Genomic DNA, 26,900 nt, shown 5'->3' on the forward strand with positions numbered 1-26,900 from the left:
TCGTGACGTCGGTCGCGACCGCGTTGACCATGGTCGCGACGTCGCTGGCCGTGGCCGGAACCGCCGCGGCCGATCCCGGCTTCACGCCGGAGGCGCCCGAGAGCGTCGTCGATCTGGTCCGCACCGACCACCCACGGCTGATCCTCGACGACGCCGCGCTGACCGGCGTACAGGAGTGGATCGCCACGGACGACACCGCCGCGACGCTGGCCGATGATGTCCTCGGGCAGGCCGAGACGCTCCTGGTCGCCCCGGTGACGATCTATGACTTCCCGGACGGGCGCAGTCTGCTCACCCCCGTGCGGACGATCCTCAACCGGACCTACGTGCTCAGCCTCTCCTACCGGCTGACCGAGGACACCCGCTTCGTGGACCGGGCGTACGCGGAGCTGGCAGCCGCGGCGCAGTTCCCGGACTGGAACCCGGAGAGCTTCCTGTCCGTGGCCGAGATGCTGCACGCGTTCGCGATCGGGTACGACTGGCTGTACCCGGCCCTGACCGCCGAGCAGCGCGGCGTGCTCGAGACCGCGATGGTCACGCACGGCTTCGAGCCGGCCCAGGCCGGCTACGATGCGGGCGCGTCCTGGACCACCACGACGAGCAACTGGTCAATCGTGTGCACCAGCGGCATCGGCATCGCGGCGCTCGCCCTCGCCGATGTCGAACCCGAGCGGGCCGAGTCACTGCTGCAGCTCGGGCTCTCCCACGTCGGGCCGGCCCTCGACGAGTACGCCCCGGACGGCGGGTACCCCGAAGGCCCGACGTACTGGGACTACGCCACCCGCTACCTGGTGCCCTACCTGGCCAGCCTCGGCACCGCTGTCGGCGACGACTTCGGTATCTCCGACGCGCCCGGGCTGTCCGGAACGGTCGACTTCTCGATGTACATGGCCGGCCCATCCGGACGCACGTTCAACTACTCCGATGCGTCCTCGACGTACGGCGGCCCGCCTGCCGCCTACTGGCTGGCGGATCGGTACGACCAGCCCGGGTACGCGTGGTGGGCCGACGAAGGGCTGAGCGTGCCCGCGAACCCCCAGGCGTTGCTCTGGTACGGCCTGTCCGAGCGGGCCACCCCGGCGCAGACCGAGATGCCCCTCGACCGGTACTTCAGCGGCACCGAGACCGTCCTGTCGCGCTCGGCGTGGAGCACCCCGACGGCGTTGTTCACCGGGTTCAAGGCCGGTGACAACAGCAACAACCACGGCGACCTGGACATGGGCACCTTCGTCCTCGATGCCCTCGGCACCCGCTGGGCGGACGAGCTCGGTGCCGACTCCTACAGCCTGCCGGGCTACTTCAGCACGGGACCCGACGGCGAACGCTGGACCTACTACCGCAAGCGCGCGGAGGGCCAGAACACCCTGGTCATCAACCCCGGACCGGGACCGGACCAGTCGGTTGCGGCGGCCGGCCGGATCGTCGCCCAGGAGGACTCGCCCGCCGGCGCGTTCGCGGTCGCGGACCTCACCGAGGCCTACGCCGACCAGGGCGTGACCTCCTGGCAGCGCGGTGTCGCGATGATCGACAGCCGGTCAAGGGTGGTCGTCCAGGACGAGCTGAGCTCGACCGCCCCGGTCGAGGCGTGGTGGTTCATGCACACCTCGGCGGACGTCGAGATCGCCGACGACGGACGCAGTGCCGTGCTGACCATCGAGGGCCGGCAACTGCTCGCCCGGCTGGTCGACGCCCCGGCGCAGGCGCAGTTCTCGGTGATGGCCGCCGAGCCGCTGCCCACCTCGCCCGACCCGGACGGGCAGGCGGCCAACGGCCAGTCCAAGCTGACCGTGCACCTGCCCGGGGTCACCGACCTGCGCCTGTCCATCCTGCTCGAGCCGCTACCGGTCGGCGGGGCAGGCGAACCGGTGCCGACCGTGACCGACCTGGCCGACTGGACGGTGCCTGCCACCGGGGCGGCCACGCTGAGCGATCTCACCCACGACGGCGTGACGATCCCGGGCTTCTCCGCCGACGCCCGCACCCTCGTGCTCGAGACGACGGACCTCGGCGTGATCGAGGCGGTCCCGAGCACCGGCACCGACCAGGTCGACGTGCAGATGCCGGACGCGCTGCCCGGAACGGCCGTGGTATGCGTCGGACCGTCGGGTGACGGTTGCCAGACGCGGTACGAGGTCCACCTGACCCGGCCGTACAGCGGCCCACTGACCGGGAGCATCGTCGGCACGAACCCGACGTCGAATGCGGTCGACGACGATCTCGGAACGTTCTGGTCGGCGCAGGGAGACGGTCAGTGGCTGCGCGCCAACCTCCCCGAGACGGCGACGGTGGACGGCGTCCGGGTCGCCTGGAGCATGGGCAACGCTCGGGTGTACAGCTATGACGTGCAGACCTCGCTGGACGGCGAGCAGTGGTCGACCGTGTGGTCGGGTGCCAGTTCGGGGACGACGCTGGACCTGGAGGACGTCACCTTCGAGCCGGTCCGGGCCGGCTACGTCCGGATCCTCGCCCACGGCAACAACGCCAACATGTGGATGAGCCTGTCCGAACTCCGGATCAGCACGGCCGAGGGCGAGTGGCCGCAGACCGAACCCGCCGCCCCCGACCCGGTCGCGATCGCGATCGGCTCCGGCGCCCTGAACCTGCACCCGCAGACGGTGGACAGCCCGGCGCTCACCGTCACGATGAGTGACGCAACCACCGTCCCACTGGATCTGACCGCGGCGTCCCTGCGGTCCTCCGACCCCGACGTCGCCGAGTTCACGAGCGACGGCGTGGTGGTGGCCCGCTCCGTCGGATCGACGCTCCTGACCGCGCTCTGGCGCTCACCGACCGGGACCCTGGTGGGCGGACGCGCCACCGTGGCCGTGACCGATCCCGGCACCAGCACCCTGACCGCCGCCCGCGACGGGTACGTGCGGGACGGCACCTACGCCGACACCTCCTACGGCACGGCCGCCTCGATGACGGTCAAGCGGGACCCGAGCGGCAACAACGCCGGCTTCAACCGCGAGACGTACCTCGCGTTCGACCTCGAACCGCTCGATGGTCGGGACCTCGTCCGTGCCGAACTCGTCCTCACGGCGGGGGTCACCACGGACCGGACCATGCTGGTCGACGTGAGCACGGCCGCAGCGGACTGGACCGAGGCGGACCTGACCTGGAACTCACGCCCCGCCGTCGGCACCGCGGTCGGGCAGTTCACGGCGGGCAGCGAGCCGGCCCCGGTGAGCATCGACGTCACCGGCGCGGTGTCCGCGGCTCTCGGCGAGGGTGGGGCGAGCCTCGGCTTCGCGCTGCTGCAGAACGCTCAGGACACGCAGGCCTTCGGCACGTCCGTGTGGTCCCGCGAGCGCGGCGAGGGCGGCCCCTCGCTCGTCCTGCACTGGGCCGAGACGACGGCGTGCACGTCCACGGTGACCGGATCGACCTCCGGCGCAGTCGCCCTGACGGGGTCGATGGCCTGCATCGTCGACGCCGACGTGCGCGGGCCGGTGACCGCAGCGGACGGCACGTCCGTCCGGATCGAGGGGTCCACGATCGCCGGCCCGGTCACGGTGCCCGCCGCGGGCTCCGTGATCGTGGCGGACACGACCATCAACGGTCCGGTGCAACTGTCCGGTGACTCCTCCTCGATGTGGGTGGAGGCCAGCACGGTTCGAGGGCCGGTCACCGCCCTGGCCCCCGGCGGCACGCTGGCCCTGCTCGACTCCGAGGTGGTGGGCACCCTGGCGTGCTCCGCGGAGTCGGTCACGGTCATCATCGACAGCGACGTCCGGGTCGCGCAGCCGGAGTGCGGGTGACCGAGCTCGCTCGGTTGCCGGCTCAGATACCCAAACCGCGCATCCGCGCGATGACGGCGTCCACCAGGGCGGGATCGGCGACCGGGCCGCGACCGTCGAGGGTCAGCTCGTCGGCGATCCTGCCGTCGATCATGAAGACCACCCGGTCCGCTCGTGCGGCCACGCGCACGTCATGGGTGACGACCAGCAGGGTGGTGCCGTCGCGGTTGAGCTCGGTGAGCAGGTCCAGGATCTGCTCGGCGGAGTCGCGGTTGAGCGCCCCGGTGGGCTCGTCGCCGAAGATGATCCGCGGCCGGCGCATCAGGGCCCGGCAGATACCGGCCCGCTGCAGCTGACCGCCGGAGACCTGGGCCGGCATCCTGGCCCGCAGGTCCCAGACCCCAGCCCTGGTCATGAGCTCCCTCGCCCGGGCGACGCGGTCCGCGGTGGTGCCGACCCGGTCGAGGGAACTGGTCAGGACGATGTTCTCGAGCAGACCGAGATCCGGCAGCAGCGTGGGCTGCTGGAACACGAACCCCATGTGCTTCCGGCGATGATCGGCGAGCTCGTCGGGGCCCAGCGCGGTGAGTTCGACGTCCTCGAGCCGCACGGTCCCGGCGTCGACCGGGTCCATCCCGGAGAGGCTGAAGAGCAGGGTCGACTTGCCTGAGCCGGACGGGCCCATCACGGTCACGAACTCGCCCTCGGCGACGGTCAGGTCGACGCCGCGGAGCACCTCGGCGTGCTGGCCGTCGAGGGTGAAGCTCTTCCTGAGGCCGCGGGCGCTCAGCAGCGCCGGGCCGGTGCCGGTCTGCGAAACGGTGGTGATGATCGGCATGTCCTCACTGGTCCTTGATGGTGGTTGAGATGGCGAGGCGGGTGCCCGGCCGGGAGCTCGCCAGCGTGGCGACGGCGACGACGGCGAGGAGCACGAGCGGGGAGGCGGCGTAGGCGAGCCAGGGGTCCGCGATCAGGCGCAACTCGGACAGGCCGATGCCCGAGAGGAACATCCCGGCGAGGCCGCCGCCGAGCACCTTCGCGCCGACCGCACCGAGGAGCACGCCTGCGGCGAGCACCGCCGCGGACCGGACCACGTACTGGGTCTGCACGTGGCCGTCGCGGAAGCCGAGTGCGCGCATCACGCCGATCCCGAAGGCGTCACGCACGATCAGCAGCCTCATGAACAGGGCCGTGATCAGCGCGGCCACGGCGAGTCCGATCGCGAGCGCCGCGATCGCAACGGTGCGCAGGGCGTCGATGGTGCCGCCCATCGTGGCGTCGACATAGTCGCGCACGGAACTGACCTCGAGGTCGGGATAGGACTCGGCGTAGCCGGCGATCACGGCAGGCACGTCCACCCCCGGCGCGAAGTCGGCGTAGAGGGTGGTCCACATGAGGTCGGCGCTCGTGTGCGGAGCGACCATCTTCGCGGTGTGCCCACCATTGGTGACGTCCTGGTAGATGCCGGTGACGGTCAGGTCGAGCGGCGGGAGCGGCCCAGACACCCCCGCGGCGCCGGCCGACACCGGCGTCACCGAGACACGGTCCCCCACGGCCGCGCCGAGGGTATCGGCCTGCAGTCGGGACAGGGCGATCTGGGTGTCGGCGGTCGGCGCGGCGCCATCGGAGTAGGTCAGCGGGAACGCGGCGAGGTCACCGGACTCGATCTTCACGGTGGCGGGCACGCCATCGGTATCGAGGGCCGTGTAGGAGGCCGTGGTGAACACGGCGTGGCTGGCCACCTGCGGGTCCTGCGCGAGGTCGCGGTCGAGGTCGGCGACCCGGTCGGCGGCCGCACCGGCCTGGGCATCGACCCGCAGGTCACTGACGCCGGCACCCATGTAGGTGATGAAGTCCGGCGCGGTCACGGTGGTGTGCAGGTTCTGCGGCAGGATCAGGATGAACGCGCCCAGGGCGTAGATCACCAGGGGCACCGCATACAGGGCGGGACGCCGCAGCACGTCGCGCAGGCCGAGGCGTATCGGGGTCCCGGGGCGCTCACCGAGCGCGGACAGCAGCCGCGCGGGGCGCCGGCGCGAGGCCACGGCGACCGGGGCGCCGGTCCGGATCGCCTGGACCGGCGAGACTGCCCGTAGGCGACCCAGCGTGCGTCGCACCGCGAGCCCCACGACGGCGACGATCAGCGCGCTCAGCGCCACGCCGAGCAGCAGCGACGGCACGGTCCGCCCGGCGGGTCCGAGGAACAGTCGGACGTCCGCGAGGAGGACCCGGTTCAGGGCGAGCGAACCAACCAGCCCGACGACGGCGCCGACCGCCGCGAGCACCAGGTATCGGCGAGTGTAGAGCCGCCGGAGGTCGCGATCACGGACGCCGATGGCCTTGAGGATCCCGATCTCCCGGTAGTCCCGTTCGAGGGTGGTGAGCAGCGTGAACCGGATGCAGAGCAGGGCGATCGCGACGAGGAGCACCGTCACCAGGATGACGATGGCGGCGGTGATGCCGCCGGAGAGCGAGTTGACCAGGACGAACAGGGTCCAGGTGATCGTGGGCCCGTTGGCCTCGAGTCCGGCGGCCCGGTACTCCGTCTCGAACTGGCCGACGGCGGCGACATCGGTGAGGCGGAACTGGATGAGGTACTCGATGGCGCCCGCCTGGCCCACGGCGTGGGTCAGCCGCTCGAGGTCGGCAGGCGCGACGAGCAGCCGCTTGGACGAGGCGTACGAGGAGTTCATCTGGGAGTCCCGCAGGAACCCGGCCACGGTCAGGTGCACGGCGCCGTTCGGGCCGGTCACGGTGAGCCGCTGACCCTGCTCGAGGTCGAGCAGCTCGCGGTAGAACAACGGCAGCCAGACGGTGCCGGGTGCGGGGTCGATGACCGCGCCGTCGGTGTCCAGCAGCAGGTCGAACTGCGCGTTCTGGGTCACGAACGAGTTGTCCTGCAGCCCCGGCGCGAGCGTGGTGTCGGTGCCTGCTCCGGTGATCCGGATCGCGGAGGAGTCCACGTTCAGCATCTCCACGACGGCGTGGGTGTCGACCAGGTCGTTCGCCACGGCGAAGGCGGCGATCCGCTCGGCATCGAGGGTCCCGGCGTGCATCTGCAGGAAATGCGGGGTGCGGGCCTGCTGCATGAGCGACGCGCTCGCCCCGGTCACGGTGACCACAAGTGCTCCCGCCGAGCTCGCGAGCGCGGCGGACAGCGCCACGAACAGCACCAGGACGACGGCGGTCGTCGGGTTGCGCCGGATGGCGTTCCGGGTGAGCCGGCTCAGGACGTGCCCCTGGCTGGGGTTCATGCCTCAAGCCTCGCGGGCCAGCGTGCCCGCGGGTATCGGTGGTGCCCCTGAACCGCCCCTGATCGTGATCAGGACCAGGTCGGGGGTTCCGCATCAGGGTGGCCGGCCCCGGTCGGCGGCGGCCCCGGTGCGTCAGTCGCCCTCGGTGTCCGCGTCCTCGTCGGGCACCACGACGGACTGGTCGACCACGTCCGCCTCCTCGGCGAGGTCGTCGAGGTCGGGACGCGCGGTCCCGGGGTGGTAGTCCTCCCCCACGCCGCGCGGGTCCGGGTGCGCGATCTCCTCGACGAGGTTCTTCGGGTCCGTCTCGTCGTCCTCGACGAGACCGGCGTCGCGCCAGGACTCGTGACCGGGAAGTGTGCTCATGACTCCTCCTCGACTCGGGTCCACCCATAGTGGACCGACGACGCGGACGGCGCCACTACTCGCGAGGCATCCGTCGCGCCCTGGCCCCGCGGAGAGAGGTCACGGCGAAGACGACGACCGCCACCAGCGCGCAGCACAACAACCCGCCGGCCCCGTAACCGAGCCCGTCCGCGCACACGTGGTCCCCCGAAGGCAGAGCGGGGCCGCACCCCAACCGGAACACGTCCCGGGCCAGCGGGAGGCCCACGAACGTCAGGAGGAGGCCGGTCAGGATGGCGCCGAGGATCCCAAGCGCCTGCGCCCGGAGCAGGATGTCGAACCACTTCGGCACCACGCCGCCGGCCGTGCCGCCGCTGTCAGCTTCCGGGCCGACCCGCCGCATGCCGTCACCTCCTGGGCTGATGCTGGCGGTAGTCGTCCGCAGGGTAGACGCCGAGGATCTTCACCTCGGTGGTGAAGAACTCCAGTTCCTCCAGGGCGCGCGCCAACCCGATCTCGTCGGGGTGGCCGTCGACCTCCGCGAGGAACTGGGTGGCGGCGAACTCCCCGCCCACCATGTAGCTCTCCAGCTTCGTCATGTTGACGCCGTTCGTGGCGAAGCCGCCGAGCGCCTTGTAGAGGGCGGCCGGGAGGTTGCGCACGTTGAAGATGAAACTCGTCACCACCGGCCCGTTGCCGGCCGACGCCCGGACCAGTTCCGGGGACAGCACCACGAACCGGGTGGTGTTGTGGTCCTCGTCCTCCACGTCCGTGGCGAGGATCTCCAGCCCGTAGATCTCGGCCGCCAGCGGCGGTGAGATGGCAGCCATGGTGGGATCGGCGGCCTCGGCCACCTCCCGGGCGGCGCCGGCAGTGTCACCGGCGATCACCGGCGTCAGGTTCAGCGCGCGGATCACGTTGCGGCACTGCCCGAGGGCGTGCACGTGGCTGTGCACCGTCCGGATCGTGTCAAGGGAGGCCCCGGGGATCGCCATCAGGTTGAACCTGATCCTCAGGAAGTGCTCTGCGATGATGTGCAGCCCGGAGGTGGGCAGGAAGTGGTGGATGTCCGCGACCCGCCCGGCGAGCGAGTTGTCGATCGGGATCAGCGCGAGGTCGGCGTCGCCGTGCTCGACGGCCGCGAACACGTCCTCGAAGGACGCGCACGCCACGGCCTCCCACTCCGGATAGTGCTGCTTGCACACGATGTCCGAGTTGGCGCCCGGCTCGCCCTGATATGCGATACGTCCCTTGCTCACGACAAGCAGTTTCCCATGCCGCGCTCAGCGGTCCGCGCCGGAGCGCTCCAGCTTGCGGTCGCGTTCCTCCTGCTTCTGCTTGTGCATCTGCACCTCACCGGCGAGTGTCCGCGTCTCCAGCCAGTCCAGCACCCCCGTCCCGGCGTCCCGGAAGATGCGGCCGTACCGGATCCGGCTGAACACGTCGACCATCCGGGTGCGCAGGTACCCGATCGCGATCCGGCCGAACAGCCACGCCGCGGCGAACCCGTTGGCCACGCCGACCACCGCCGTCGCCACCACGACCCACGGAGACCCACTGACCGCCGACCAGACGATCATCGCGGCCGTGGGTGCCAAGCCGACGGCCATCATGACCATGGACGCCCACACGTGGATCGCGATGTTGCCGTTCGCGTCGTTCGGGCCGACCCGGCGGCGCGGGTCGACGCCCGGCGAGACCCCGACGGCCGAGACCAGGACCGCGGCCCCCGCGGCCGCCCCGATCGCCGCCGGAACCAGCGCGAGTACGTACGGCGCGGCCCACCACGCACCGCCGAGGACGAGGAACACCACGGAGACCACGACCGCCCGTGGCAGGAAGATCAGCGCCATGGCCCACTGCCGGCCCCGGACGTCGGCGCGCACCGAGTCCGCCGACTCGCCGACGACGTTCTGCCAGACGGCGGAGCCGTCCTGCCCGTACAGGTTGCAGCCGGCCAGGCCGAGCATCAGCGCGACGATGACACCCGAGAAAGCCGCCAGGGGCGCCGTGTAGCCGGCGAGCAGCGCGAACAGGCCGATGATGGCCCCGCTCCACAGACCGGTGCTGGACTCGAGGGCACGCCACGGGTCGCGGCGCCACTGGCGCATCTCCTTGCCGATCACGGCGCCGGTGGGGGTCGCCGGCAGCAGCCCGCGTCCGGCCACCAGCCGGACCGACCGTGGCCGGCCCCGGCGCGCCGTGATCCGCTGCGAGCGTGGCACCAGGAGCAGCACGGTCGCGACCACCATGACGGCATCCAGGGCGGCGAGCGCCACCAGCCAGGCCACTGCGGTGCCGATCCGGCCCGCGGCGCCCGCCTCGATCGCCAGCAGGCCCCAGGATGTCGGCACGGCGTCGAGAACCGTGGTGATCGGACCGGCGGGCAGCCCCTCACGCAGCAGCACCGGGACCGACTGCACCGCCACCGACACCACGATCCATCCGGTGAACATCATCGCGAACATGATCCCGAACTGGACCCCGGCGATCTCGATGCCGAGCTTGCTGCGCATCGCCGCGCCCAGGGCGCCGTAGGTGAGCCGGGACAGGGTGATCACGAAGATCCAGGTGAGGGCCGCCCCGACGACGGCGAGCACCGCCGTCGCCGGCGAGAGTGCCACCGCGTGCCAGGTGCCGGCGAGCAGCGCCGCGAGCACATAGGCGGCCGCGACGCCCACGAACACGCTGACCAGCAGCCCGCGGCCCAGTGCGGCGCGGGTCACGGGCAGCAGCGTGAAGTAGTCCGGCCGGAGCACGCCCGCGCCGCTCATTATCACCGGCCCGAGCATCGCCCCGACGGCCCACATGGCGAACACGAGCGTCAGCGTCGAGTGGCGCACGCCGTCGTCGGCCGCGAGCGCCGCGGCCGCCCAGGTCGCGGCGACCAGGAGCGCGCCCACCACCCAGCCCGCCTTGCGCATCCCCGCGGAGGAGTTGCGCAGCATCGCGAACTTGAGCGAGATCAGCCCCCGATCCATGCCAGCTCCTCCTCGTCCGGCTCCGGTGCGCCGACAAGTTCGACGAACCGGTCCTCGAGCGTCGAACCGGCGCGCACCTGGTCCAGGGTGCCCTCGACGGCGACCCGGCCGTCGGCCACGATCGCGACCCGGTCGCAGAGCTGCTCGACCAGTGCCATCACATGGCTGGAGATGATCACCGACCCGCCGGTCTGGGTGAACCGTCGCAGGATCCGGGTCAGCACCCGGGCGCTGACCGGATCCACGGCCTCGTACGGCTCATCCAGCACCAGCACCCTCGGAGTGTGCAGCAGCGCCGTCGCCAGGCCGATCTTCTTGCGCATCCCGGTGGAGTACTCCCCCACCAACGTGCCGAGCTGCTCGGCCTCACCGAGTTCCAGGATACGCAGCAGTTCCTGCGCCCGGGCGGCGACGACATCGCGCGGCATCCCGCGGAACCGCCCCCAGTAGGTGAGCAGCTCACCGCCGGTGAGCCGCTCCGGAAGCGCGAGACCGTCGGGCAGCACGCCCAGCCGTCGCTTCGCCTCCACCGGGTCCGACCACACGTCCACGCCCTGGACCAGGGCCTGCCCTGCCGACGGGCGCAACAACCCGACCGCCATCGACAGGGCGGTGGTCTTGCCTGCCCCGTTCGGGCCCACCATCCCGAAGAAGGATCCGGCCGGCACCGCCAGGTCCACATCGTCCACGGCGACCTTCTCGCCGAACTCCCGTCGCAGGCCGCGCAGTTCCAGCGCCGGCACGTCCGGCGCGTCAGGTGTCGAAGTCATGGTCCGAGCACACACCGGCCGGCCCGGCCCTGTCTTCGGCCGACCGGCCAGAGCTGGGTGCCTTTCGGCCAGGGCCGCGGCGGGATCCCACCGCTGGCTGGACGCGTTCGTAGGATCTGACCATGCCCCCAGCACAGTCGACGACGCCCACCTGGCGCCGTCTGGCCGCCCGGCTCTCCCCGGCCGCCGGACGCAGCACCGGGGATCTGGTGGCCGACAGCGCGCTGTTCGTGGTCGCACTCGCGTCGTGGGGCTACAACGGGATACCCGGGGTGCATCCACAGATCGAAGGCTGGTGGTGGCCGGTCGACTGGGTCCTCGGAGCGGTCGCCTGCGTGCTGTTGTGGTGGACCCGCCGCTTCCCACTCGTCGTCGGCGCCATCATGATCATCCCCGGCGCGCTCGCGATCACGGCCGGCTTCCCGGTGCTCGCCTCGGTCTACCGGATGGGACTGTTCGGGCGGCGCTGGCCGGCTCTCGCCCTGACGGGAGCGCACATCGCGACGGCCCTGCCGTATCACGCGGTAGTGCCCATCCCCGGTCTGCCATGGGCGGTGTGGATCATCATGATCCCGTTGCTGTACCTGCTGTGCCTGTGCCTCGGGCTGCTGAGGCGCTCCCGGCGGGAGGTCATCGCCGGGCTGCGCGAGAACGTGGACCGGGAGCGCGAGCGGTACGAGGAACGGCTCGCGAACGCACGGCGCGATGAACGCGAACGCATCGCGCGGGAGATGCATGACGTCCTCGCCCACCGGCTGTCGCTCCTGTCCGTGCATGCCGGCGCCCTCGAGTACCGCGCGACGTCCCCGACGCCTCCGGACCTCGCCGAGATCCGGGCAGCAACCGGCATCATCCGGAGCAACGCCGCGGCCGCGGTGGAGGACCTGCGCGAGCTGCTCGGTCTCCTGCGCAGCGACGACGCGCTGACCACGGCGGTGCCTCAGCCCCACCTCGCCGACCTCGAACAGCTGATCACCGAGGCCACCGCCGTCGGCCAGCAGGTCGACTACGTCAGCGATGCCCGCCCGGCGGCGATCCGGGACAGTTCCCAGCGCACCCTGTACCGCATCGTCCAGGAGGCGCTCACCAACGCACGCAAGCACGCGCCGCACGCCCCGGTCACCGTTCGGATCCGGCAGACCGATCGGACCGTCGAGGTGACGGTGGCGAACGCGGTACCGCCCGGCGTGACCGGATTGGACCTGCCGCCGCCCGGCAACGGGCTGACCGGTCTGGACGAACGGGTCCGCATCGACGACGGTTGCTTCGAGGCGAACATCGAGGACGGGACCTTCCGCCTGTGGGCGCAACTACCGCTGGAGGCGCGATGACGATCCGGGTACTGCTCGTCGATGACGACCCGCTCGTGGTCGCCGGGCTACGGCTGATGCTGCGTGGCAGCCCGTCGATCGACGTCGTGGGCGAGGCCGCGGACGGCGACGAACTCACCGAGGCCGTCGCGCAGCACCGTCCCGATGTGGTCCTGCTGGACGTGCGGATGCCACGGTTGGACGGAGTTCGCGCGCTGCGGGACCTGCGGGCGCTGGATCCCGATCCACCCGCCGTCATCGTGCTGACCACGTTCCACACCGACTCGGTGGTCCTGGATGCGATGCGTTCGGGGGCCACGGGGTTCCTGCTCAAGCACACCGCCCCGGAACAGATCGTGACGGCCATCCACGCCGCGGCCGCGGGAGACGCCACGATCTCACCGGCGGTGCTCGGCCAGCTGGTTCAGCACGCGACGACCCGGACGGACCCGAAGCCTCTTCCCGACCCGTTGAGCGGTCTCACCGAACGGGAACGCGAGGTGGCCCTGGCGGTCGCCGACGGACTGTCGAACGGCGACATCGCCGAGCGGCTCTACCTCTCGGTCGGCAGCGTCAAGGCCCACATCTCGAGCGCGTTGGCGCGGCTCGAGCTGGACAACCGGGTGCAGTTGGCGATCGCCGCGCACGAGGCGCGTCAGCGCGGCGCGGGGCACGACGGAGGTGACCGACCCGGGCTCACACACTGACGGGACGGCGACGTCGTCGCGAGTCCCGACCGAGACGTCAGTGCCGGGGCTCCGACGGGAACGCGAGCGAGGCAGCCGGCCGCAGCGCGCTGTCCGGCCACCGGCTGGTGACGGCCTTGGCGCGGGTGTAGAAGTTCAGTCCCTCGCGGCCGTAGACATGGGTGTCACCGAACAGGGAGGCCTTACGCCCACCGAACGAGAACGACCCGGCCGGCACCGGGATCGGCACGTTGATGCCTACCATCCCGGCCTGCACCTCACGCTGGAACTTGCGCGCCGCCGCGCCGGACGAGGTGAAGATGGCAGCCCCGTTGCCGTACGGACCCTCGTTCACGATCCGGATGGCCTCGTCGACGTCCGCCGCGCGCAGGACCACGAGCACCGGCCCGAACACCTCCTCGGTGTACGCCCGCGAGGACCGGTCGATCCCGGTGATCAGGGTCGGCCCCACGAAGTAGCCCTCGGCGTGGCCGGGGACGGACAGGTCCCGGCCGTCTAGCACGATTTGGGCGCCCTCGGCCTCGGTCTCGCTGATGATCGAGAGGATCCGGTCTCGGGATGCGGCCGTGATGACGGGACCCATCTCGGAGTCCTCGCTGGTCGAGGGCCCGACCACGACGGCCTTGCCCTTCTCGGCGATCGCCTTGATCAGCGGCCCGGTCTCCTCCTCGGTGCCGACGGCGACGACGGCGGAGATCGCCATGCACCGCTGCCCGGCGGACCCGTAGCCGGCCGCGACGAGGTGGTCGGCTGCCTCGTCGATGTCGGCGTCCGGCATCACGACGGCGTGGTTCTTGGCGCCGCCGAGAGCCTGCACCCGCTTACCGTGTGCGGAGCCGCGTTCGTAGACGTGCTTGGCGATCGGGGTGGAGCCGACGAACGAGACGGCCTCGATGCCGGGGTGCGCGAGGATCGCATCGACCAGAGCCGGCCCGCCCTGCAGAACCGAGAACACGCCGTCGGGCAGTCCTGCCGCGGCCCAGAGTTCGGCGAGTTTCAGCGACGCACTGGGATCCCGTTCGGAGGGCTTCAGGATGAACGAGTTCCCGGCCGCGATCGCGATCGGGGCCATCCACAGCGGCACCATGGCCGGGAAGTTGAACGGCGTGATCCCGGCGCACACCCCGAGCGGCTCCCGGTAGGCGTAGGTGTCCACCCCGGTGGAGAGCTGGTCGGCGTAGGTGCCCTGGAGCAGTTGCGGCAGCCCACAGGCGAACTCGATGATCTCCAGCCCACGGGTGATCTCCCCCGCGGCGTCCGGGCGGGTCTTGCCGTGCTCGCGGGAGATGATCTCCTCGATCTCCGCGCGCCGGCTCGCCACCTGCTCCCGGAACGCGAACAGCACCCCCGCCCGCTTGGTGAGCGACGTCTGCGACCACTGGTCGAACGCCGCCTGCGCCGCGGCGACGGCCTCGTCCAGCTCGGCCTGACCGGCCGCCGGGATCACGGCGATCACCCGGCCGGTGGCGGGATCGGTGACGTCGATGGGATCGCCGCCGGTGCTACGCCGCTGGCCGTTGATCACGTGCTCCACAGTGGGTGCGCTCATGGGGTCCTCCTCGTTGGGGTACCCCCAGTTCTACCTCCGCACGCGCACCACGTCACCCCCTTGACGTGGTCGTTCTGGGCCGGTGCTCGCCCTGCACCGACGTCGCGCGAGCGGCCGGCACCGTCGGCGTGGTACTGAGTCCCTATGACGGCGCTGAGTCCACAGGAGTGCAGGAGTCGACTTGACGCGGTACCGCACGCGTATCTCGCCACGGCGGACGCGGTCGGCGTACCCCACCTCGTGCCGGTGGTGCACGCTCTCGTGGGCGACGCCGTCGTGCATGCCGTGGACCACAAGCCCAAGCGCTCCCGTGCGCTGCGCAGGCTCGCGAACATCGCGGCCAACCCGAGAGTTGGCTTCCTCGCCGATCACTACGAGGCGGACTGGAGCCGGCTCTGGTGGGTGCGCGCGGATGCGCAGGCGCGCGTGGTCACGTCAGGACCGGAGTTCGACGCCGCCATCGAGGCGCTCGTGGCCCGCCACCCGCAGTACGCGGCTCGCCCGCCCGCCGGACCGGCGGTGATCGCGGAAGTCACCCGCTGGTCCGGCTGGGTCGCGACTGCCTGACCACCCACGGCCGACGCCACGGACGAGCCGCGTTCGAAGAGTGGCTCACGTCGCCCCCTCCGGGAGCAATGGTGCCGCCCAGACACGCAGGTGTTCGAGGGCCAGCGCGAGCGGCGGCAGCCCAGGGTGCCAGGTGCGCTCCCACTCGAGGCTGACGGGCCCGTCGTAACCGATCCCGTCGAGGGCGTCGCCGAGCTCCTGGACGGGGAACCGACCGGTCCCCAGTTCCACCGGTCGTGGATCGGCCCGGTCGGCGACATCCTTGACCTGCACGTGAGTGAGCCAGGGGCGCAACAGGGCCGCACTTCGAGCCGGATCCTCCCCTGCCGACCAGGTGTGCGCGGTGTCCCAGATGACGCCCACCCGGTCAGCGATCGACTGGGGCAGCCGATCCAGCAGGGCCGGCACCGAGGCTCCGGTCGAGTGGGAGTCGTGCGTCTCGATGAGCACCCGCGGACCGGTGGCGGCGCTGCCCAGCACACGTCCGAGCCGCTCGACGGCGAAACGGTCACCGTCGGCTGCCGACGCTTGCTCGGGGCGCTTCACGAACACGCGAACGCCTGCTGCACCGACGGCGTCGGCGAGGTCGAGGAGATGGCCGAGATCGCCGTCGACCGCGATCGGGTCCTGCACGGAGGCCAGGGCGACGTAGGAGTTCAGCGCCAGCACCGTCAGTCCTGCGGCCCGGAGCCGCTCGCCCAGCGCCCGCGCCGTTGCCGTGCCGGAGCCGAGCGTGAGGACCTCGCCCGGCGCCACCCGAAGCTCGAGGCCGACCGCGCCGGCGATGCCCGCACGCGAGATCACCGTCGAGACGTCCATCCCTGGTTCACCCAGGGTCGAGTACGCCAGGATCCGGTTCATGCGAGGCGGTCATACGTCAGGTCCGTGACCTCGAAGGCCAGCGGCGCACCCGCCACGAACCGGTCGATCTCGTCGACCACCACATCGCCCTGCATCGCCCGCGAATGGGTCGTCACGGCGCCGATGTGTGGCGTCAGCAGGACGTTCGGCAACGTCCACAAGGGGTCGTCGGCCGGCAACGGCTCCACGTCATAGACATCGAGCGCCGCACTCAGTCGACCGCTGCGCAACTCCGAGAGCAGCGCCCCGCTGTCCAGGACCGCCGACCGGGCCGTGTTGACGAGGATGCCGCCGTCCGGGATCAGCGCGAGCCGCCGCGCCGTCAGCATCCCGCGGGTCTCGTCGGTGACCGGAGCGTGCAGGGCAACGACCGCACAGGACCGGAGCAACTCGTCGAGGTCACAGAGCTGAACGCCCATCGCCTCGGCCTCCCGGCGAGTGAGGTAGGGGTCGGTGACGACCACCTCGGCGCCCATCCCGGTCAGGCGCTCGATGTAGGCGCGGCCGACCCTGCTCGCTCCGATCACGCCGATCCGGGTGCCCGCGATCGTGCGGCCAAGGCCGAATCCCGACGCGCCGGCCCAGTCGCCCCGTTGCATGTGTCGATCGACCTGGGCGAGGTTCCGCATCAGGGACAGCGTCAGGTACAGGGCCAGCTCGGCGACCGAGACGGCCATCCCCGAGGCCGCCTGGCTGACCCGGACACCGTCCGTCACCAGCGCCCTGGGAACGACCTTGCGGATCGTCCCCGCACTGTGCGCGATCATCCGAAGACGATCCTCCGGCAGCAACCGGTCCGGGAACCGCGCGGAGCCCCACCCGGTGACGACGATGTCGTACTCCAGGCGCTGCTCGGCCGCCACCCTGAGATCGGGTGCGAACACGTCGCCGAGCTCGGCCAGCCTCGCCATCCGCGCCGGACCGAACAGGTCACGCCGCAGGTCCGGCAACAGGTCGATCAGGATGGTCGGGTTGGTCAAGATTCCCCCTGCGGTCCGTGAAGGTGTCGTGTCACAGGAGGGCGTCGTCACCCGTCCCGAGGCGCCTGTTCGAGGCCGCGAGTGGTCAGCGACCTGGGAACCAGAGCCCGATCTCACGCTCGGCGGACTCCACGGAGTCGGAGCCGTGCACCAGGTTCTGCTGCACCTTCAGACCCCAGTCGCGACCGAGGTCGCCGCGGATGGTGCCCGGCAGCGCCGCGGTGGGGTCGGTCGCTCCGGCGAGCGCGCGGAAGCCCTCGATCACGCGGTTACCCTCGGCGATCGCGGCGAGCGCCGGGCCTGAGCCCATGAACTCCACGAGCGGGGCGTAGAACGGCTTGCCCTCGTGCTCGGCGTAGTGGGCGGCCAGGAGGTCGTCGGCGGCGGTCCGGAGTTCGACGGAGGTGAGGGTGTACCCCTTCGCCTCCACCCGCCGGAGGATCTCGCCGACGAGACCGCGCCGGACGCCGTCGGGCTTGATCAGGATGAGGGTGCGCTCGGTGCTGGTCGTCATGGCACTCACAGTAGTGGCGTCAGGATGCCGCGGCGGCACGCTCGGCACGCAGCCGCTCGAGGCGTTCGGCGTCGATCTTCCCGCCGAGCCACACTCCCGTGACCCAGATGGCGGCGAACACGATGCCGATCACGAGCATCATCGGGACCAGGATGCCGCTGAGCAGGAGCAGCGCCTGGACCACGTACCCGGCCACCAGCCCGATCGGGTACTTCTGCAGGTAGGCCGCCACGATGCACACGAGCATTCCGGCGCCACCGACGGCCCAGGCCACCCCCGGCTCGGAGAGCTGCAGCCCGAACGCCACGAGGGTGGCGAAGAAGACCACGAACACCTCGAGGGTCAGCACGGTCAGGCAGAAGATCAGCCGTGCCGAACGCTGCGGTCGCCGAGCGGGTGGCGGGGCGGTGCCGGATCCGGTGGCCGGGGGCGCTTCGCGGACACCGTCGACGGCGGACGCGGCCTGGTCGTCGGGGCTCGGCACGTGGGCGGCGGGCGTGGTCACCACCCCAGGCTAGTCCGGCTCACCGGCTGCGAGAGCCCGCGTCCTCGGTCTCGTCGACCGAACCACCGGGTCCGTGCTCGCCGGACCTGCGCTCGCCGGATCTGTGCTTCGCGGGCCCGTGCTCACGGGCCGGTTGGTCCGCCCCCGCGTCCTCGTCGGACTCGGCGACGTGGTGACCGTGCCAGTGCCCGTGGTTATGCGGCGGACCCTCGACCACGGCCTCGCCGCGGGCGACCATGCCGGCAGTGTCGGACAGCTTCACCTCGCGCAGGAACAGGGTGAGCACGAACCCGAACGCGAGCAGGGGCACGAACGCCCAGAACGACGGCGCCAGCGACTCGGCGTAGCTGTTCACGACGAGTTCCTTCAGGGCGTCGGGCAGCTGGTTCACGACCCCGGGCGTGAGGGTCTCGATGCCGAGCCCGTCCGCGGGCAGCTCGTCGGGCGGGATCGTGGCGAGTCCTTCGTTGAGGTTGTCCACGAGGCGGGTCGTGAAGATCGTGCTGAACAGCGCGGCCCCGACGGCGGCGCCGATCTCCCGGAAGAAGTTGTTGGCGCTGGTCGCCGTGCCGATCTCATGCGGGTCCACGGAGTTCTGCACCGCGAGCACGATCGTCTGCATCACCAGGCCCAGCCCGGCGCCGAGCGTGAAGATCATCGCCCCGAACAGCACCATCGACATGTCCCCGGTGATCCGGGTCAGCCAGATCAGGCCGAGAGTCGCGATCGCCATGCCGGCGATCGGGAACATCCGGTACCGGCCGATCTTCGTGATCGCGAGACCGGATCCGATCGCGGTGACCATGACGCCGACCATCATCGGCAGCAGCAGGAATCCGGACTCGGTGACCCCGGCGCCGGTGGACATCTGCAGGAACGTGGGCAGGAATCCGAGGGCGGCGAACATACCGGCCCCGATGATGAGCCCGACCGCCGTGGAGATCGAGAACGTACGGTTCCTGAACAGGTGCATCGGCAGCAGCGGGTCCGTGACCCGGTTCTCGATGATCACGAACAGCACCGCCGAGACGACGGTGCCGATCACCAGGCCGAGCAGGAGCGGGTCGCTCCAGTCGTAGCCCCGCGAGCCGCTCCAGCTCTCCCAGCTGGTGGCCAGCACCAGCCCGGACGTGGCCAGCACCATGAAGACGATGCCGCCGACGTCGATCCGCCGACCGGACCGGTGGCTCGGCAGCTTCAGCGTGAACCAGCCGATCGCGAACGCGACGATCCCGATCGGGATGTTGATCCAGAAGCACCACCGCCAGTCCGCGTTCTCGGTGAAGAGGCCGCCGAGGAGCGGGCCGATCACGGCCGAGATGCCGAACAGCGCACCCATCGGACCCATGTACTTGCCGCGGTCCCTGGCCGGGACGATGTCCGCGATGATCGCCTGCGAGAGGATCATCAGGCCACCACCGCCGAGGCCCTGGACGCCCCGCCAGATCACCAGCTGGTTGAAGTCCTGGGCGAACCCGGCGCCCGCCGAGGCGATCGTGAACAGCGCGATGGCGACGAGGAACGGCCACCGCCGGCCCCAGATGTCGCCGAACTTCCCGTACAGCGGCATCACGACCGCGAGCGACAGGATGTAGATCGTGACGAGCCAGCCCTGATGCTCCACGCCGCTCAGCTCGCCGACGATCGTCGGCATCGCCGTGCCGATGATCGACTGGTCCAGCGAGGACATGAACATCCCGGCCATCAGCGCGCCGAAGATGAGCCAGACCATCCGTTGGTTCAGGATGATCTTCGGCTTGTCATCGGTCAGCGTGGGGGCGTGTGCCATGGATTCCTCGACGTTCGGTTCTCGTGCGGAGCGGGCAGGCCCGGCGGGCAGGGCGCACCGATCAGATCAATAGTGCGCGATGCCGACGGCCGGCGGGTCGTCCGACATGGGGAATTGTGTCCCTGCCGGGTCAGACCAAGGGTGGACGACCGGCGGTATCGGCGTCGGTACAAGGGAGCGGCGGCTGTGGCGTTCGCCACATCCGCCCGTCACCTCCGGCCCACCTCCCCGGCTCACTCCTCGCCGAAGCCGGCCTCCACGTCCGCCACGATCGCCTCCAGGGCCTGCGCGGCCTGCGGCCCGGTGGCACGCAGGTGCAGTTCGGCACCGCCGGTCAGGCCCAGTCCCATCAGGGCCAGCACGCTGGCCGCGTCCACCCCGTTCAGGGTCACCTCGGCGTCGAAGTCCGCTGCCTTGCGGGCCAGGGTGGCCGCAGGCCGGGCGTGCAGCCCGAGCCGGTTGCGCAGCACAACGGAGCGCTCGACGGCGTCCGCGGCCTCCACGGCGACGTCGCCCGCCGTGGTGCTCGCCCCGATCGTCGCCGAGTCGCCGAACGAGTCGATCGCGGTGCGCGCGGCCGCGCCGACCGCGGCGGCGTCGCCGCCGGACTGGGCCGCGACCGCAGCCGCGACCGCCCCCTCGACGAACGGGGCGTCGACCATGACCACGCGGTCGTCGTCGAGCACGTCCACGACCGACTCCGCCGTGAGCGCTGCCGACCCCAGGTCGGTGAGGATCGCGACCGCTGTCGCCCCGCCGTCGAGCAGCGCCGTGACGGCCTGCTCGACCAGGTCGTAACTCGTCCCGATCCGGCCGTCCTCGGTGCCCCCGGCCGCCCTGATGGCCACGTCCGGAGCCATCTGCTGGGCCACCTCGACGGCGCCCGCAGCCAGTTGCGCGGAGTGGGAGACGAGCACGAGCGCCGTGGCGGCGCTCACTCCGCCGCCCCGGCCCCGGCGGCCTCGGCGACGTCCGCGGCCACCGCGAGGAGCAGGGCGGAGGACTCCGCACCCGGGTCACGGTGCCCGACGGCCCGCTCCCCCAGATAACTGGCCCGGCCCTTGCGCGCCACCAGCGGATCGGTCGACTCGGCACCGGTGCGGGCCGCCGTCGCCGCCGCGCGCAGCGCCTGCGTGGCCGTCCCCCCGCCGTCGGCGACCGCCAGCGCGGCCGCGGCCGCAGGGGTCCACGCGTCGACCATGGTCTTGTCGCCCACCTCGGCCTTGCCGCGGGCGACGATGCCGCCGACGGCGGCGTCGAGCAGTGCCGCGACGCCGGCGGCGTCGACCGTAGGGCCGTCGGCGACCTTGGCGGCACGCAGATACGCCGTCCCGTACAGCGGGCCGGCCGCACCGCCGACTGTGGACATCAGCGTGGTTGCGACCAGCTTGAGCACGTCGCCGACCGAGTCCGGCTTCGGGGTGTCCGGATTGTCCAGCTTGACCAGCACCGCCTTGAAGCCGCGGTCGAGGTTCTCGCCGTGGTCGCCATCACCGATGGCGCGGTCCAGATCGATCAGCTCCATCCGGTGCTCACCGACGACGGCGGCACTGCGGCGGACCCACTCGGTCGCCCAGGCGACGTCCAGCACGTCCGCCATCAGACGCCCCACCGCAGCGCCGGGGTGTGCACAGGAGCGTCGTAGAGGGCGGTGAGCTCGTCGTCGAGGCGCAGCACGGTGATGGACGCGCCCTGCATCTCCAGGGAGGTGATGTAGTTGCCGACCAGGGAGCGGGCCACGGTGACGCCCTTGGCCTCGAGCTGGGCACGGGCGTGACGGTAGACGATGTAGAGCTCCGACGACGGCGTCCCGCCCATGCCGTTGACGAACAGGAGCACCTGGTCACCGCTCGTGACGGCGAGGTCCTCGACGATCGGGCCCAGGAGCAGGTCGGTGATCTCGTCCGCGCCGGCGAGCGGGATACGCCGACGGCCCGGCTCGCCGTGGATGCCGATGCCGATCTCGATCTCGTCCTCGCCGAGGTCGAAGGAGGGCTTGCCGGCGTGCGGCACGGTGCAGGCGGTCAGCGCGACGCCCATCGAGCGCGCTCCGGCGTTCACGCGGGTGGCGATCTCGGCCACGGTGTCCAGATCGTCGCCGCGCTCGGCGGCGGCACCGGCGATCTTCTCGACGAGCACGGTGCCAGCCACGCCCCGGCGGCCGGCCGTGTACAGCGAGTCCTGCACGGCCACGTCGTCATCGGTGACCACGGCCCTGACGTTGATCCCCTCGGCGTCGGCCAGCTCGGCGGCGGTCTCGAAGTTGAGCACGTCGCCGGTGTAGTTCTTCACGATGTGCAGCACGCCCGCGCCCCCGTCGGCCGCCTTCGTGGCGGCCAGGATCGGGTCCGGCGTCGGCGAGGTGAACACCGGGCCGGGCACCGCCGCGTCGAGCATGCCGACACCCACGAAGCCCGCGTGCAGCGGCTCGTGCCCGCTACCGCCGCCGCTGACCAGACCCACCTTGCCCTGGACCGCCCCACCGGCCCGGGACACGAACAGCTCCTCGGGATTGTCGCTGGCGATGACGAGGTCCGCATGGGCGGCCACGAAGCCCTCGACGCTCTCGGCGACCACGTTCTGGGGGTCGTTGATCAACTTCTTCATGACTGCTCCTTCGCATCTGCGCCCCGGCGATCGGCCGAAGGCTCTGGGGATGGAACTGGGAGGGGACACTGCGCTCCCAACTCTGTACCTCTCGGCACGGATTTGCCTAGCGATTGGACCAACGTGCGCCCGCCACCCGACGCCGCGCACGGGCGGGCGCCGGCCGGCGGCATAGTCTCCTCGCGATGCCCCTCACACTCACTCCGGCACAGCGACGTGCGCTCGCGCACGTGGCTGCGCAGGTTGAACGTCGCGCCGGGCCGCCGCTCGCGTCGGAGCAGCGGGTGACCCTGCAGTTCCACCCGGACCGGCTCGCCGACGGGCGTCCGATCCTGGCAGCGATGGCCGACGACGGCCGGTACCGCTCGCAGTTCGAGACCCGCACGAGCAATGGTGGGCTGACCGCCCACCCGGGCGGCGAACGCTGGGGTTGGGAGAGCCGCCTCTTCGGCAGCGCGTACGACGACGCACCACCTGACCAGCGGCCGGTGTACGGCGCACTGAACCACCGCCGTCGGGCCGTGGGAGGCGCGCAGCGCTTCGGCTCCGCCCACTTCCGGCTGACCGCCGACGTCAACGCCCGCACCACGTTCTGCTATCCGGACAGCGTGCTGGAGCCGGTCGACTTCGGGGTGGCCGAACGGATGCCGCTGATCGCCATCGCCGATGCGGACTCGGCCGACCTGCTCGACGATTGCATCGAGGCGCACGTGCACGGGCCGGTCCGGATCCCCGGCGACGTCGAGGCACTGGTGCTCGACCCCTGTTTCCGGGGTACCGCCGTGGAGTCCGACGCTGCCCGGCTCGGCTGCGCGGTCGAGTGGCATCCCGGCTTCCGGATCACCGCCGAGGAGTTGACGGCGCACCCGGCCTACCGCGGACGGCGGTTCGTCGAACTCGGGCTGCGCCTCGCCGTCGACGGCGTTCTGGACGCGACCATGATCGGTACCGCCGCCCGCGATGGAAACCACGACGAGCAGGACCTCAAGCGAGTCTGGCACCTGCTCGCTAGGTTCGGGTCGCCGTGAGCAGCAGGTACTCCCACTCCATCCCGAACGACCCGCCGACGTCGCGCCCGTACTGCTCGCCGAGGCCGGCCAGTGCGGTGTCCAGGGCGGCGACCTTCTCCGGGTCGGCAGCGATGGCGCGGTAGACCGCGATCGTGGGCCCGTACGTCTCCTTGAAGTAGTCGCGGAACGCCTCGCCGTCCGCGAAGGCGTCGACCACGAGGGTGCGGCGCTGTGCCGTCCGGACCTCGGCGCCGTCTCCGAGCAGGGCGCGGACGTGGTCCTCCCGACCCCACAGCGGCGGGGGCTGGGCTCCGGGCGGGGGCGGCGGGGCGAACGGCTTCATGGTGGCGAACATCTGGCCGATGAATCCTTCGGGCGTCCAGGAGAGCAACCCGATGGTTCCGCCGGGGCGGGTGACCCGGAGGAGTTCATCGGCGGCGTCCTGGTGATGGGGCGCGAACATGACGCCCACGCAGGACAGGACGACGTCGAAGACGCCGTCGTCGAACGGAAGCGCCTCGGCGTCCGCCTCCTGCCAGTCCAGGTCCAGGCCGGTGCCGGCGACGGTCCGCTCGCCGATCTCGAGGAGGGCGGGGGTGAGGTCGCTCGCGACCACGTGCGCGCCGACGCGGGCCGCGGGGACGGCGGCGTTGCCGGTGCCGGCGGCGACGTCCAGGACCTGCTGCCCCGGGGTGATGCCGGCGGCCTCGACGAGCACGGGTCCCAGTGACGGGATGATCTCTGCGGCGACCCGGTCGTAGGCGCCGAGGCCCCACATGGTGCGGTGCTTCGCCTTGAGTTCGCGGTCGGTGGGGTAGGTGGTGATCGGTTGTGCCATGGTTCGGCGCTCCTTCGTTGGGGGAGATTCCAGGGTGCGGCCGGTGGACCCGCGCCTCCAGTGCCATCTCTGAACCGGAGGTGGTTCACGATCTGTACTGGTCAGCGGGCCGTCGCGGGCGTCTAATTGGCGCAGGACGAGGAGGTCGCCATGGCGACGTACGGTCAGTTCTGCCCTGTCGCGAAGGCGATGGAAGTGCTCGACGAGCGCTGGACGCTGCTGATCATCCGGGAGCTGATCTCCGGCAGCAGCCACTTCAACGAGTTGCGCCGCGGGCTGCCGAAGATGTCCCCGGCACTGCTCTCCAAGCGCCTGCGCAGCCTCGACCGGGCCGGCCTGGTGCGCCGGGTGGAGGTGGGCGGCAAGGTCAGCTACGCCCTGACCGAGTCCGGGCTGGACCTGCAGGAGGTGGTCGAGGCACTCGGCGTCTGGGGCCTGCGGTGGGTCGGTGACCTCGGCGAGGACGACCTGGACCCGCACCTGCTGTTCTGGGATATGCGCCGGACCATCCCCGTGGCGGCGTGGCCGCGGACGCGTACGGTGCTGGAGTTCCGGCTCTCCGACCTACCGCACCGGGTCGGCGGATGGTGGTTGGTGGTCGCCGGTGACGACGTGGACGTCTGCGACTACGACCCGGGATTCGGTTCGATCGCCACTGTCCAGACGACCCTGCGCACGCTGGTTCGGTTGTGGCGCGGGGAGGCCCGATGGGAGGGAGCTCTGCGCTCGGGGGACGTCACCGTCGAAGGGCCCGCGGACGTCAGGCGGGCGATCCCGGGCTGGCTCGGGCAGATGCGCCTGGCCGACGTCGCCGCCGCCCGGGCCTGAGCCCTGGGGTGGTCGCCGGCTCCCGGGAGGCCGCTGGCTCCCGGGAGGCCGCTGGACTCGGGTGGGTGGTCGCAGGCTCGCCGGGCGTGGCGAGTGGAGCCGCTCCGGCCCGGCGTGATCCCCTTGGCGCATGTTGCCGCTCGAACAAATCACCCTGACCGGCCACCTGGTTCGGCTGGAGCCGCTCTCCCCCGCGCACCACGACGGCCTCGTCGACGCGGTCCAGGACGGTCAGATGTGGGACCGCTGGTACACCTCGATCCCCCGGCCGGAGGAGATGGCCGCGGAGATCGAGAGCCGACTGGAGCGTCAGGCTCGCGGCGAGATGCTGGCGTTCACAGCACTCCGGCCGGACGGGACGGTCCTCGGGATGACCACGTACTACGACTGGGACCCTGCGGTGCCACGCCTGGAGATCGGGTACACCTGGAACCGGGCCTCGGCCCACGGGAGTGGCACGAACGCGGAGTCGAAGTTGCTGCTGCTCAAGCATGCGTTCGAGACCCTGGGGTGCGAGTGCGTCGGCCTGCGCACGCAGTGGGTGAACCACCAGTCCCGGGCCGCCATCGAACGGCTCGGTGCGAAGCAGGACGGCGTGCTGCGCGCGAACCGGCGCTTCCGCAACGGCGCCCTGCTGGATGCGGTCCTCTACTCGATCCTGCGGGCGGAGTGGCCCGCGGTCAGGGCGAACCTGGAGCACCGACTGCGGAACCGGATCCCCGGCTGATCGGGCCTGACGGGTGCGATCATGCGGCGCATCCGCCGGATGAGCCGCGGAGTCGCACTCTCGAGGCGGTCAGCTCCCAGACGGGCTCGTCAGTTCTCCACGCGGACCAGGAGCAGGTCCGTCAGCGGCTCGTACACGTGGACCAGCTCCGGGGTGCCCCAGGTGCCCACCGATGAGGTCAGCTTCGCCCACAGGCCGAGCTTCTTCCGGTTCGGGGCGTCGGCTGCGTCCACGGTGAGCGTGAAGTCCGCGTCCCCCACCCCCGCGTCGAAGGCTGCCCCGGCGAGCACCTCGCCGTCGTGGGCGACCAGTTTGACCGTGAAGACCGAGCCCTCCGGGAGAGCGATGCGCTCCCGGATCCCGACGGTGCCGTTGACGGTGACGATGTTGGAGGTCATCTGGTGATCGTAGGTCCGATCGCACCCAGAGAGCTCAGGTGATCGGCCATTGGTGCGGCCGACACTCGAGCGGTTCGGTAAATACTCGAGCCCGGCGTCAGAGCACCCGACCGTCGCGCAGCGCGGTGATGGCCTTCTCGACCCGCCTGGTCCGGGTCTCGTCCGTCTTCGCGTCCGCCACGGGCAGCGTGAAGCGCTTCTGCTTGCTGGCCGAGAGCGAGTCGTAGAAGGACTTGGCCGCGGGGTCCTCCGCCAGCGCCGCCGCGAGCTCCGGCGGGACTTCTGTCACACGAGGTTCCGTGTCGAGCACGACGTCCACCTCGACCGTGTCGCCGCCGGCAACACCCGCAGCCGCACGGTTCGCCGCGCTCAGGGAGATCATGAACTGACCCTCATAGGACACGGCCGAACTGCGGTACGTGTGACCGTTGATGGTCACGACAACAAGGTGCCGCTTCGCCGGCCCCAGCCCTGCCATGACCTGCTCCGGAACTGGAACGCCAGTGTTGTTCCCGGTCTGATGGATCGTCGTCGTGTATCGCATGCGCCCTAGTTTGCCGACTGCTTGCGGCCGAGAACAGACCCTCACCGCCCTGCTGGCTAGAAGGGTGGTGGTGCGT

The 26,900-nt window shown here is 71.2% G+C and carries 26 protein-coding genes; 7 read left to right on the forward strand and 19 right to left on the reverse strand.

Features of this window, described 5'->3' with window-relative positions; all coding sequences use genetic code 11:
* The first annotated feature begins 2 nt into the window (after positions 1–2).
* Positions 3–3,761, forward strand: a complete 3,759-nt coding sequence (locus tag HALOF300_RS19975) for a CBM96 family carbohydrate-binding protein (protein ID WP_156742648.1) — start codon at positions 3–5, stop codon at positions 3,759–3,761.
* 22 nt (positions 3,762–3,783) lie between these two features.
* On the opposite strand, the gene HALOF300_RS19980 is transcribed toward HALOF300_RS19975, so the two are convergent.
* The 7 genes from HALOF300_RS19980 to HALOF300_RS20010 all read right to left on the reverse strand — a co-directional run bounded on the left by HALOF300_RS19980 (position 3,784) and on the right by HALOF300_RS20010 (position 11,090).
* A complete protein-coding gene (locus HALOF300_RS19980) occupies positions 3,784–4,578 on the reverse strand; it encodes an ABC transporter ATP-binding protein (RefSeq protein WP_156742649.1) in 795 nt (264 codons plus the stop codon).
* Positions 4,579–4,582: 4 nt separating this feature from the next.
* Entirely contained in the window at positions 4,583–6,994 is a 2,412-nt protein-coding gene (locus HALOF300_RS19985) for an ABC transporter permease (RefSeq protein WP_156742650.1), read from the reverse strand.
* A gap of 132 nt (positions 6,995–7,126) precedes the next feature.
* Positions 7,127–7,360 (reverse strand): hypothetical protein, encoded by a 234-nt coding sequence (locus tag HALOF300_RS19990; RefSeq protein ID WP_156742651.1) that lies wholly within the window; start codon positions 7,358–7,360, stop codon positions 7,127–7,129.
* A 55-nt stretch (positions 7,361–7,415) separates the two neighbouring features.
* Positions 7,416–7,742, reverse strand: a complete 327-nt coding sequence (locus tag HALOF300_RS19995; protein ID WP_156742652.1) for a hypothetical protein — start codon at positions 7,740–7,742, stop codon at positions 7,416–7,418.
* 4 nt (positions 7,743–7,746) lie between these two features.
* Positions 7,747–8,598 carry a prephenate dehydratase gene (locus HALOF300_RS20000; protein ID WP_156742653.1) on the reverse strand — a complete coding sequence of 284 codons (852 nt, stop codon included), beginning with the start codon at positions 8,596–8,598 and terminating at the stop codon, positions 7,747–7,749.
* A gap of 24 nt (positions 8,599–8,622) precedes the next feature.
* Complete coding sequence (locus HALOF300_RS20005; RefSeq protein ID WP_156742654.1) at positions 8,623–10,320, reverse strand: hypothetical protein; 1,698 nt, start codon at positions 10,318–10,320, stop codon at positions 8,623–8,625.
* Complete coding sequence (locus HALOF300_RS20010; protein WP_156742655.1) at positions 10,305–11,090, reverse strand: ABC transporter ATP-binding protein; 786 nt, start codon at positions 11,088–11,090, stop codon at positions 10,305–10,307. The genes HALOF300_RS20005 and HALOF300_RS20010 overlap by 16 nt, the downstream gene beginning before the upstream one ends.
* A 122-nt stretch (positions 11,091–11,212) precedes the next feature.
* On the opposite strand from HALOF300_RS20010, the gene HALOF300_RS20015 reads away from it, so the two are divergent.
* Together HALOF300_RS20015 and HALOF300_RS20020 are read left to right on the forward strand one after the other, a co-directional pair.
* Complete coding sequence (locus HALOF300_RS20015; protein WP_156742656.1) at positions 11,213–12,421, forward strand: sensor histidine kinase; 1,209 nt, start codon at positions 11,213–11,215, stop codon at positions 12,419–12,421.
* On the forward strand, positions 12,418–13,107 hold the full coding sequence (locus tag HALOF300_RS20020) for a response regulator transcription factor (RefSeq protein ID WP_156742657.1): 690 nt from the start codon (positions 12,418–12,420) through the stop codon (positions 13,105–13,107). Before HALOF300_RS20015 ends, HALOF300_RS20020 begins: the two co-directional genes overlap by 4 nt.
* Positions 13,108–13,144: 37 nt before the next feature.
* Here the strand turns inward: HALOF300_RS20020 and HALOF300_RS20025 are convergent, their stop codons facing one another.
* On the reverse strand, positions 13,145–14,656 hold the full coding sequence (locus HALOF300_RS20025; protein ID WP_156742658.1) for a CoA-acylating methylmalonate-semialdehyde dehydrogenase: 1,512 nt from the start codon (positions 14,654–14,656) through the stop codon (positions 13,145–13,147).
* A gap of 144 nt (positions 14,657–14,800) precedes the next feature.
* On the opposite strand from HALOF300_RS20025, the gene HALOF300_RS20030 reads away from it, so the two are divergent.
* A complete protein-coding gene (locus tag HALOF300_RS20030; protein ID WP_156742659.1) occupies positions 14,801–15,223 on the forward strand; it encodes a TIGR03668 family PPOX class F420-dependent oxidoreductase in 423 nt (140 codons plus the stop codon).
* 45 nt (positions 15,224–15,268) lie between these two features.
* On the opposite strand, the gene HALOF300_RS20035 is transcribed toward HALOF300_RS20030, so the two are convergent.
* The 8 genes from HALOF300_RS20035 to dhaK form a co-directional block, all read right to left on the reverse strand.
* The gene (locus HALOF300_RS20035; protein WP_156742660.1) at positions 15,269–16,084 is read right to left on the reverse strand and encodes a sugar phosphate isomerase/epimerase family protein; all 816 of its coding nucleotides are present in this window, start codon (positions 16,082–16,084) and stop codon (positions 15,269–15,271) included.
* A complete protein-coding gene (locus HALOF300_RS20040; RefSeq protein WP_156742661.1) occupies positions 16,081–17,064 on the reverse strand; it encodes a hydroxyacid dehydrogenase in 984 nt (327 codons plus the stop codon). The genes HALOF300_RS20035 and HALOF300_RS20040 overlap by 4 nt, the downstream gene beginning before the upstream one ends.
* Positions 17,065–17,149: 85 nt before the next feature.
* Positions 17,150–17,578 (reverse strand): nucleoside-diphosphate kinase, encoded by a 429-nt coding sequence (gene ndk, locus HALOF300_RS20045; RefSeq protein ID WP_156742662.1) that lies wholly within the window; start codon positions 17,576–17,578, stop codon positions 17,150–17,152.
* 19 nt (positions 17,579–17,597) lie between these two features.
* Positions 17,598–18,083, reverse strand: a complete 486-nt coding sequence (locus HALOF300_RS20050) for a DUF4233 domain-containing protein (RefSeq protein WP_231955639.1) — start codon at positions 18,081–18,083, stop codon at positions 17,598–17,600.
* Between the two features lie 19 nt (positions 18,084–18,102).
* A complete protein-coding gene (locus HALOF300_RS20055) occupies positions 18,103–19,872 on the reverse strand; it encodes an MDR family MFS transporter (RefSeq protein WP_156742663.1) in 1,770 nt (589 codons plus the stop codon).
* A gap of 233 nt (positions 19,873–20,105) precedes the next feature.
* Complete coding sequence (gene dhaM, locus HALOF300_RS20060; protein WP_156742664.1) at positions 20,106–20,810, reverse strand: dihydroxyacetone kinase phosphoryl donor subunit DhaM; 705 nt, start codon at positions 20,808–20,810, stop codon at positions 20,106–20,108.
* Positions 20,807–21,472 (reverse strand): dihydroxyacetone kinase subunit DhaL, encoded by a 666-nt coding sequence (gene dhaL, locus HALOF300_RS20065; RefSeq protein WP_156742665.1) that lies wholly within the window; start codon positions 21,470–21,472, stop codon positions 20,807–20,809. The genes dhaM and dhaL overlap by 4 nt, the downstream gene beginning before the upstream one ends.
* On the reverse strand, positions 21,472–22,479 hold the full coding sequence (gene dhaK, locus HALOF300_RS20070) for a dihydroxyacetone kinase subunit DhaK (protein WP_156742666.1): 1,008 nt from the start codon (positions 22,477–22,479) through the stop codon (positions 21,472–21,474). The genes dhaL and dhaK overlap by 1 nt, the downstream gene beginning before the upstream one ends.
* A gap of 185 nt (positions 22,480–22,664) precedes the next feature.
* On the opposite strand from dhaK, the gene HALOF300_RS20075 reads away from it, so the two are divergent.
* Entirely contained in the window at positions 22,665–23,507 is an 843-nt protein-coding gene (locus HALOF300_RS20075; RefSeq protein ID WP_156742667.1) for a DUF3626 domain-containing protein, read from the forward strand.
* On the opposite strand, the gene HALOF300_RS20080 is transcribed toward HALOF300_RS20075, so the two are convergent.
* Positions 23,488–24,327 carry a class I SAM-dependent methyltransferase gene (locus tag HALOF300_RS20080; protein WP_156742668.1) on the reverse strand — a complete coding sequence of 280 codons (840 nt, stop codon included), beginning with the start codon at positions 24,325–24,327 and terminating at the stop codon, positions 23,488–23,490. The two genes, HALOF300_RS20075 and HALOF300_RS20080, sit on opposite strands and share 20 nt — an antisense overlap.
* 150 nt (positions 24,328–24,477) lie before the next feature.
* On the opposite strand from HALOF300_RS20080, the gene HALOF300_RS20085 reads away from it, so the two are divergent.
* Together HALOF300_RS20085 and HALOF300_RS20090 are read left to right on the forward strand one after the other, a co-directional pair.
* Positions 24,478–25,155 carry a winged helix-turn-helix transcriptional regulator gene (locus HALOF300_RS20085; RefSeq protein ID WP_156742669.1) on the forward strand — a complete coding sequence of 226 codons (678 nt, stop codon included), beginning with the start codon at positions 24,478–24,480 and terminating at the stop codon, positions 25,153–25,155.
* Between the two features lie 130 nt (positions 25,156–25,285).
* A complete protein-coding gene (locus HALOF300_RS20090; protein ID WP_156742670.1) occupies positions 25,286–25,882 on the forward strand; it encodes a GNAT family N-acetyltransferase in 597 nt (198 codons plus the stop codon).
* Between the two features lie 89 nt (positions 25,883–25,971).
* Here HALOF300_RS20090 and HALOF300_RS20095 read toward each other — a convergent pair whose 3' ends face one another.
* Entirely contained in the window at positions 25,972–26,280 is a 309-nt protein-coding gene (locus HALOF300_RS20095; protein ID WP_156742671.1) for a YbaY family lipoprotein, read from the reverse strand.
* A 97-nt stretch (positions 26,281–26,377) separates the two neighbouring features.
* Entirely contained in the window at positions 26,378–26,824 is a 447-nt protein-coding gene (locus HALOF300_RS20100; protein ID WP_156742672.1) for a YdeI/OmpD-associated family protein, read from the reverse strand.
* Between the last annotated feature and the right edge of the window lie 76 nt (positions 26,825–26,900).

The sequence above is a fragment of the Occultella aeris genome, assembly GCF_902703175.1.
In the GTDB taxonomy this organism is placed as follows: Bacteria; Actinomycetota; Actinomycetes; order Actinomycetales; family Beutenbergiaceae; genus Occultella; species Occultella aeris.